The sequence below is a fragment of the Streptomyces sp. SID3343 genome (assembly GCF_009865215.1).
Taxonomy (GTDB): Bacteria; Actinomycetota; Actinomycetes; order Streptomycetales; family Streptomycetaceae; genus Embleya.
The window spans coordinates 1-8176 of sequence record NZ_WWJX01001367.1; the positions used below are offsets into that span (position 1 = coordinate 1).

Genomic DNA, 8176 nt, shown 5'->3' on the forward strand with positions numbered 1-8176 from the left:
CGGGCGACTCGGGTGACCTCGTCGGCGAAGCCGGACAGTTGGTCGACCATCGTGTTCACGGTGTTCTTGAGTTCGAGAATCTCGCCGCGGGCGTCGACGGTGATCTTCTGCGACAGGTCGCCGCGCGCGACAGCCGTGGTGACCTGACCGAGGCTGCGCACCTGTTCGGTGAGGTTTCCGGCCATCGAGTTCACCGAGTAGGTGAGGTCTCGCCAGACGCCGGCGACGCCGAGCACCTGTGCCTGACCGCCCAGGCGCCCTTCGGTGCCCACCTCGCGCGCCACTCGGGTGACCTCGTCGGCGAACGCGGAGAGCTGGTCGACCATGGTGTTGACGGTGTTCTTGACCTCTAGGATCTCGCCACGCGCGTCGACGTCGATCTTCTTGGACAAGTCGCCGCGCGCGACCGCGGTGGTGACCTCGGCGATGTTGCGGACCTGGGCGGTCAGGTTGCCCGCCATGAAGTTGACCGAGTCGGTGAGGTCGAGCCAGACGCCCGCGACGCCCGGCACGACCCGGGCCTGACCACCGAGCCGGCCCTCACCGCCTACCTCTCGGGCGACCCGGGTGACCTCCGAGGCGAACGCGCTGAGCTGGTCCACCATCGTGTTGACGGTGTTCTTGAGCTCCAGCATCTCGCCGGAGACGTCCACGGTGATCTTTTGCGACAGGTCGCCGCGGGCCACCGCGGTCGAGACCTGGGCGATGTTGCGGACCTGGCCGGTCAGGTTGCCGGCCATCACATTGACCGAGTCGGTCAGGTCCTTCCACGTGCCGGCCACGCCGGAGACCTGCGCCTGGCCGCCGAGGATGCCCTCGCTGCCCACCTCACGGGCCACTCGGGTCACCTCGGAGGCGAACGCCGAGAGCTGGCCGACCATGGTGTTGACGGTGTTCTTGAGCTCCAACATCTCGCCGGAGACGTCCACGGTGATCTTTTGCGACAGGTCGCCCTGGGCTACCGCGGTGGTCACCCCGGCGATGTCGCGCACCTGCGCGGTGAGGTTGAAGAAGGCCGTGTTGACGGAGTCGGTCAGGTCCTTCCAGATGCCCGCGCCGCCGGGGACCTGGGCCTGGCCGCCGAGCCGGCCCTCGAAGCCGACCTCGCGGGCGACCCGGGTGACCTCGGACGCGAACGTGCGCAGCGTGCCGGTCATCGCGTTGATGGTCTCGGCGAGCTGGGCCATCTCGCCGCGGGCGGACACGGTGATGGTCTGGGACAGGTCGCCGTACGCGACGGCCTTGGTGACCTGCGCGATGTCGCGGACCTGGGCGGTCAGGTTGCCCGCCATGACGTTGACCGAGTCGGTCAGGTCCTTCCAGGTGCCCGATACGCCCTCCACCCGGGCCTGGCCGCCGAGTCTGCCCTCGGTGCCCACCTCCCGGGCGACTCGGGTGACCTCGTCGGCGAAGCCGGAGAGCTGGTCGACCATCGTGTTGACGGTCTCCTTCAGCTCCAGCATCTCGCCGGCCACCTCGACGGTGACCGTGCGGGTCAGGTCGCCCTTGGCGACGGCGGTGGTGACCAGGGCGATGTCCCGCACCTGCGCGGTCAGCCGACTGGCCATCGTGTTGACCGAGTCGGTGAGGTCCTTCCAACTCCCGGACACCCCGCGCACCCGGGCCTGGCCGCCGAGCTTGCCCTCGGTGCCCACCTCGCGGGCCACCCGGGTGACCTCGTCGGCGAACGCGCTGAGCTGGTCCACCAGGCCGTTGGCGGTACGGCCCATGCGCAGGAACTCGCCCCGCAACGGCTGCTCGGCGATCCGCAGGTCCATCCGCTGGGACAGATCGCCCTCGGCGACCGCGGCCAGCACCCGGCCGACCTCGACCGTCGGACGGACCAGGTCCTCCACGAGCGCGTTGGCCGCGTCGATGCTGGTCGCCCACGCACCCTCGCCCGGTCCCGGGTCGAGGCGCTCGGTGAGCTTGCCCTCGCGGCCGACCACGCGACGAACCCTCGCGAGTTCGCCGGCGAGGTGCTGGTTGCGCTCCACCATGTCGTTGAACGCGGCGGCGATCTCGGTCATGATCCCGTCGCCGGAGACGGTCAGACGCTTGCGGAAGTTGCCGTCGCGGACACCACTGAGCGCGGCCAGCAATCGACGCAGATCCTGCTCGTCGTCACGGACCCGATGGGTTGCCGACTGCCGTGCCTGCCCTGGGGAAGCCTTCGCCATCTCGCATTTCCTCCGCCGGACCCGATACGCCGCGACCGCCCTCGCGCCCGGTCGCTTGCCGTCGACAGTCTTTCACTCACAGGGTGAAGAGCAGAGGCGGTCCGCGACTATGGGGCTCGTCTCGGGCAACATCGGTACTTTGGAGGGCCCCCGACGGGGAACATCTGTCGAAATCGTGATGGATCCGTCACTGTTTGGAGGGGGTCCGCCCTATCGTCCGAAACCGATAGGGTGCGAATCTGCCGGACTGTGGAGCCGGATTCGTCCCCGCAGCCGCCGTTTGTCGCCGATGCGGGAGTGTATGGATCAGGGAACGAGCATGCTCATCACTGCCCGGATGAGCGCTGCCTTCGCACCCGAGGGCAGATCGGTCGCGGCGGCACGCTCGTTCGTCCGCAAGACGCTCGGAGACTGGGACGCCGGCGAGGTAGTGGACGACGCCGTCCTGCTCACCAGCGAACTGGTCACCAACGCGATCGTGCACGCCGGAACCTCTGCCGAGGTCTCGTGCGTGCGCTACGACGGCGGCGTCCAGATCGAGGTCACCGACCACTACCCCAGTCGCGAGTTGCCCGAGCCCGTCACCGGGTTCGACGACGGTGACGAGAGCGGGCGCGGCCTGTTCCTGTCGGCGTCGCTGGCCTCCGCGTGGGGTGTCGAATACGCCAAGAACGTCAAGCGGGTGTGGTTCCGGCTCGAACTGCCCGACGCGTCGTCGTCGACCAGTTCCGCCGGGCCGCTGCTGGCCGCCAACGCGTTGCCCGACGCCGCGATGCCGGTCCGGGTCGCGGTCGTACACGCCGACACGGGCAGGCGGGTGACGCACTGGAACGCAGAGGCGTCGCGGCTGTTCGGGATGAACGCCAAGGAAGCCGTCGGCACGTCGCTGGACGACCTCGTGGCGTGGCCCCAGACGCCCGGCACCGAACTGACGCTCGACGAGATGCTGGAGCTGTCCCGCTGGCAGGGCGCGTACGACGTCCGTCACGCCACCGGTGTTCCGCTGCGGGTGTTCGCGTCGCACGTACGGCTGCGCGACGCCGCCGGCGACCCGGCCCTGGTCGCCCTGCTGGTGCCGGCGCAGGCCCGTGCCGTACTGGAGAACCGCGACGGGGCTCGTGGTCGCCCGCCGGCGGCGGTGCCCGCGGACAGCGAGTGGGACGGGATCGAGGGGCTCAACCGCCTCGGTCTCGAGGACCTGCTGCAGCGCGCGGTGGAGCGGGCCCGCGATCTGCTCGACGCCGACTCGGCCTTCGTCCTGCTGGCCACCGACGACGAGAGCGAGATGGAGGTGCGCGCGACGACCGGCCTGCCCGGCGCGGCACACCGCCTGTCTCGGGTGCCTGTCGAGACCGTCGTCGGGCGCTACGGCTCGGCCCGGATGCCCGCCGTGCACGAGGACCTGGAAGCCGGTCCCGACGCGGTGCCGATCCTGCACGAGACCCGGATGCGCTCGGCGGTGACCGTCCCGCTCAAGGTCGAGGGCCGGCTCACCGGCACGCTCGGGGTGGCGTCGGAGACGGTCGCGCGCTTCGACAACGACGACGCCGCCCGGCTGCAACGCGCGGCCGACCGTCTGTCGCTGACCGTGGAGAGCGCGCGGCTGTCCGAGTTGGAGCGCATCCGACGCGGCTCGTTGTCCTTCCTCGCCGAGGCGTCCGACCTGCTGGCCGGCACGCTCGACCCGGAGATGACGCTCGCGATGATCGCCCAGATCGTCGTACCCAGGCTCGGGACGTGGTGCGCGGTACACACCGGCGAATCGCACGCGCCCGTGCTGAGCACGGTGTGGCACGCCGACGAGATGCGCACCGACGACCTGCGGGCGCTGCTCGACCAGGCCGAACCGCCACGGGCGCAGCCCACTCCCGGCGCTCGACGCTGGCTGGGCCTGCGGCATCTGGACCCGGAGACCGTCCGCGAGCACACCGACCTGGTGACGGGCGAAGCGGTCACCCTGCCGCTGGTCGCCCGGGGCCGGGGCATCGGCATGCTCACGTTCGGCATCCTGGCCGGCGACCGGTTCCGGCGCGACACCTTGGAGTTGGCCGAGGACCTGTCCCGCCGGGCGGCCCTGGCGATGGACAACGCCCGGCTGTACTCCGAGCGCAACTCCACCAGCCAGGCCCTCCAGCGCAGCCTGCTGCCGCCGGAGCTGCCCAAGGTGCCCGGCGTCGACGTCGAGGTGGTCTACCAGGCCTCCGGCGAGGGCAACGAGGTCGGTGGCGACTTCTACGACCTGTTCACGATCGGCGAGGACAAGTGGGGCTTCGCGATCGGTGACGTGTGCGGCACCGGTCCCGAGGCCGCGGCCGTGACCGGCCTGGCCCGTCAGGCCCTGCGGTTGCTGACCCGCGAGGGGCTGTCCGTACCGGCGGTCCTGCAGCGGCTGAACACCGCGATCCTGGAGGAAGGCCCACGCAGCCGCTTCCTCACCCTCCTGCACGGCCACATGACCCACCGCGAGGGTGGCGGCGTTCGGCTGAGCCTGGTCTCGGCGGGACACCCGTTGCCGCTGCGCCTGCGCCCCGACGGCACGGTCACGTCGGTGGCCACGCCGCAGCCGCTGCTCGGCGTCCTCGACGAGGTCGACCTCGTCCTGGAGACGGTGGACCTGGATCCCGGCGACGTCCTGGTGTGCGTGACCGACGGCGTCACCGAACGCCGTGAAGGCACCCGCATGCTCGGCGACGACGGCCTCGCCGAGGTCCTGTCGGGCTGCACGGGCCTCACCGCCGGCGCAGTCGCCGCCAGAATCCACCGCGCGGTGGAACTCTTCGCAGAAGAACAGGCCCGCGACGACATGGCAATCCTGGTCATGCGCATCTCCGGCGAAGACTGACCCGAGGACCGACAACACAGGCAGCAACGGCCGGGCCGAGTCGACCCTCGACCCGGCCGAACCGACGGCCGGGCACGCATGGACCCGACTCGACTCGACAACCCTCGAAGCGCATACCCGGCCCGGCCGAACACGCGTACGGCCCGACAGGCCCGAATCGGCCCGGCAGGTCCCGGCGTCGCCGGCCTGGATAGACAGGAAACCGACTCCCCCAGCCATGACGTTGCCGGACCGGCCGAACCGTCAAGCCGGTCGCGCACGCGTTACCCGCCCGGCAGGCCCTGACGCGATCGGGCGCAATCCGGCCCGACAGACCCGGCGTTACCGGACTGATCGGGCAGAAACCGACTCCACCAGCCATGACGTTGCCGGGCTGATCCGGCTGTCGGGCCGGCCGGATCGGGCGCGAATCGGCTCGGCAGGCCCCGGTGTGAGCCGACGCGTCCAGGCCCGATCGGCTCGGCAGGTCCCGCTGGGCCGACGCGGTCGGGGGCGCATCGGCTCGGCAGAGCCCGGTGTGGCGGGCTGGTTCAGAGGTGCGCCGACCAGCGCTGTTCGCCGTCCTGCCGGATGTCGGTGGGCGCCAGCCCCACCGCGTGGCCCACTGCGGCCGACGCGAGGTTGTCGGGGTGAATGTGGGCGCGGACCTCCGCCACTCCCCGCGCGCGCAGCCACGTCACCCAGGCGCGCGCCGCCTCCTTGGCCAGGCCCCGGCCCTGCCACGCGGTCCCCACGACCCACGCGACCTCGGCCACCACAACCGCGCTCGCCTCCTCCGTCTGTGGCGCCTGCGTCCACACCGTGGCCTGTACCGTGCCCACGAGGTGGGCTCCCTCGCGCAGCCGTACGACGCGGTTCAGCCAGATCAGTGCAGGATCCGGTGAACCCTTCGCCCAGCGCGCGTAACGAGTCCGCAGGGCATCGGCATCCTCCGGCTCGCCGCCGATGAAGGTGTGCAGCACACGGTCGCCGAGCACCTGGGCCATCTCCTCGGCGAACCCGACCTCGACCGGCAGCAGTTCGAGCCGCTCGGTCGTGAGCGGACCGGCCGTACCCAAGATCGTCAAGTCCGTCGGTGTCATGATCACCATCGTGCCGGCCCCTCACGCGACGAGACCGGTCGGCTCGGCACCCCGTGGGCCCCGGCCACGCAGCCGCAGCTCAGAGACGATCCGGGCAACGGTGGCCGGAAGGTTGTCCCGCACCTGGGCCGTCGGGCAGTCGAGGACGAGCCAGCCCTGCCCCGCCAGGCTGCGGGGCCGCGCCCTGACCCAGTGTCGATCCGCCGTCAGGTCCAGTCCCACGCGGGCATCCGGCCAGGCCAGCGCGAACCGGTACAGCACCCGCCCGAACGCGGAACGCACCTCCCACCCGACCTCGGCCGCAACCACCCCCGCGTCGGCGAGCGCGAGTCGCAACCGGGACTCCTCCTCCCCCGCACTGCGCCCATCGGCGAGCCGCACGGCCGCCGCAAGGCGCCGCCGCCCCGGATGGTGGGCGTAGCGCGCCGGCATCCCGGCCAGGGCGTCCGCCGGAATCAGCCCGGCCCGCAGAAAGGCGTCGAGCACCACGACCCCCGTATCGCGGTCCGAGACCCTGGCCAGGTCGGCCGCCGTGCGCACGGGCGACGTGACCGGAATCCCGGCGATCGACACCGTCTCCTCGGCGGTCAGGGCCATCACCCGAGCCCGGCAGCCGTGCCGGCGAGGCGGGGTGAACCCCACCGGCACGACCACCTCGACCGGCGCCGTGCGCCGCGCCCCGTCACGCGGGTCCGGCGGCGATCGCACACCGTGCAATTCGGCTGCGCTGCGCCCGCAGACCACGGCCCCGCGGGGCAGAACCATGACCGCGGCCCGAGCACGCACCAGCAGTGAATCCTCGATGTGCGCGCCTACATAGACCCCGTGCAGGACCCGGCGCACGTCGCCGTCCCGCACCAGGCGTCGGACGACCGACCGGCCGACCCCATGGCGGGCGGCGACGGAGAGAGTGAAGGGACGAGACAGCAGCGGGGCGAGATCGGTCGGCGTCATGCGGGTCAGTGTGCGCGCGTCCCCTCCACGCGTGCCCACAGTCGTCCACAGCCCCCGCGGTAGGTGTGACCATCACACACAACCTGTGGATCAACCGCCGGACCACCGATCACGGATCCAACCTCGACATCGAGAAGCCCAGCGCAGGCCCAACCGCCGAATCGGCCTCGGAGTCGAGCCCGAATCCGACCGCCGGCTCCACCCCCGAACCCGGCGGCGGGCCCGATCCCGGACTCGATCTCGAAACCGACCGCGGAGTCGAACCCCAGACTCGGTCCCGGAGTCGAACCCCAGACTCGATCTCGGAGTCGAACCCCAAACTCGGTCCCGGAGTCGAACCCAGGGTCGAACCCCAGAGTCGAACCCGGAGTCGAACTCGGAGTCGACCCTCAACCCGACCGCAGAATCGACCTCGACCTCGGACTCGGCCTCCGGGCTCGGCCTCTACGTTCGACGTCCACATTCGGCGTCTCGGTTCGGCGTCCGGGCTCGACCGCCGAGCAGATCTCCCGGCCCCGATCTCCAGGTTCGACCACAGAGCAGACCTCTGAAGCCGTTCGCAGGCCCGGTTGCACAGATCCGTCCCCGGAACCGACCGCCGTGCCCAACCCGCCGACGCCCTCTCCGCCGCGCCGCCCGGTCCCTCACCCGTCACCTCGCCGCGACGCTCACGCGGGGGTGCTCGCCGGTTCCGCCTTCTTCCCACATCCCTTCTTCGCTCGGTACATCACCTTCCACGTGGCCTCGTCCGTGACCCCCGACGGATCGAGGCCGCTGCATGTCTGCACCCATCGGACCCCGTCCGCCGTGGCCGGACCGAACGCGCCGTCCTCCGGCAGGTCTCCCGGGTGCCCGGTCCTGGTGTTGACCAGGCACTGCACCTGGGCGACCGCGTCGTCGTGATCCCCCTCGCGCAGTTCCGGCCGGTTGTCCTTCGCCACGTGATCGCACCGTGGCGCCGCCGCTGCGGTCGACGTCACGGGGCCCGTCACCCCCGCGCCCAGACCCAGTGCCGCGCACGAGGTCAGGGCCATCGCCGCGACCCGCCGCCGCTGCCGACCGCTCGACGTCGCGGTTGGCCGAGGCGGCCGAGGCGCCGGGGATGGTGCCCCTCGACC

The 8176-nt window shown here is 71.4% G+C and carries 5 protein-coding genes; 1 reads left to right on the forward strand and 4 read right to left on the reverse strand.

Annotation, left to right across the window (positions count from 1 at the left end; translation table 11 throughout):
* Window positions 1–2180, reverse strand: a 2180-nt coding sequence (locus GT354_RS43200; protein ID WP_237536026.1) for a HAMP domain-containing protein, incomplete at its 3' end; no start/stop codon positions are given.
* A gap of 319 nt (window positions 2181–2499) precedes the next feature.
* On the opposite strand from GT354_RS43200, the gene GT354_RS43205 reads away from it, so the two are divergent.
* Entirely contained in the window at window positions 2500–5022 is a 2523-nt protein-coding gene (locus GT354_RS43205; RefSeq protein WP_161362440.1) for a SpoIIE family protein phosphatase, read from the forward strand.
* Window positions 5023–5552: 530 nt separating this feature from the next.
* On the opposite strand, the gene GT354_RS43210 is transcribed toward GT354_RS43205, so the two are convergent.
* The 3 genes from GT354_RS43210 to GT354_RS55205 all read right to left on the reverse strand — a co-directional run.
* Window positions 5553–6104, reverse strand: coding sequence for a GNAT family N-acetyltransferase (locus GT354_RS43210; protein ID WP_202512932.1), 552 nt, complete (start codon window positions 6102–6104; stop codon window positions 5553–5555).
* A 21-nt stretch (window positions 6105–6125) separates the two neighbouring features.
* Window positions 6126–7058: a type IV toxin-antitoxin system AbiEi family antitoxin domain-containing protein gene (locus tag GT354_RS43215; RefSeq protein ID WP_161362444.1), complete on the reverse strand. Its 933-nt coding sequence runs from the start codon at window positions 7056–7058 to the stop codon at window positions 6126–6128.
* Window positions 7059–7726: 668 nt separating this feature from the next.
* Window positions 7727–8176: peptidoglycan-binding domain-containing protein (locus GT354_RS55205; protein ID WP_237536027.1), on the reverse strand; the 450-nt coding region annotated here is incomplete at its 5' end.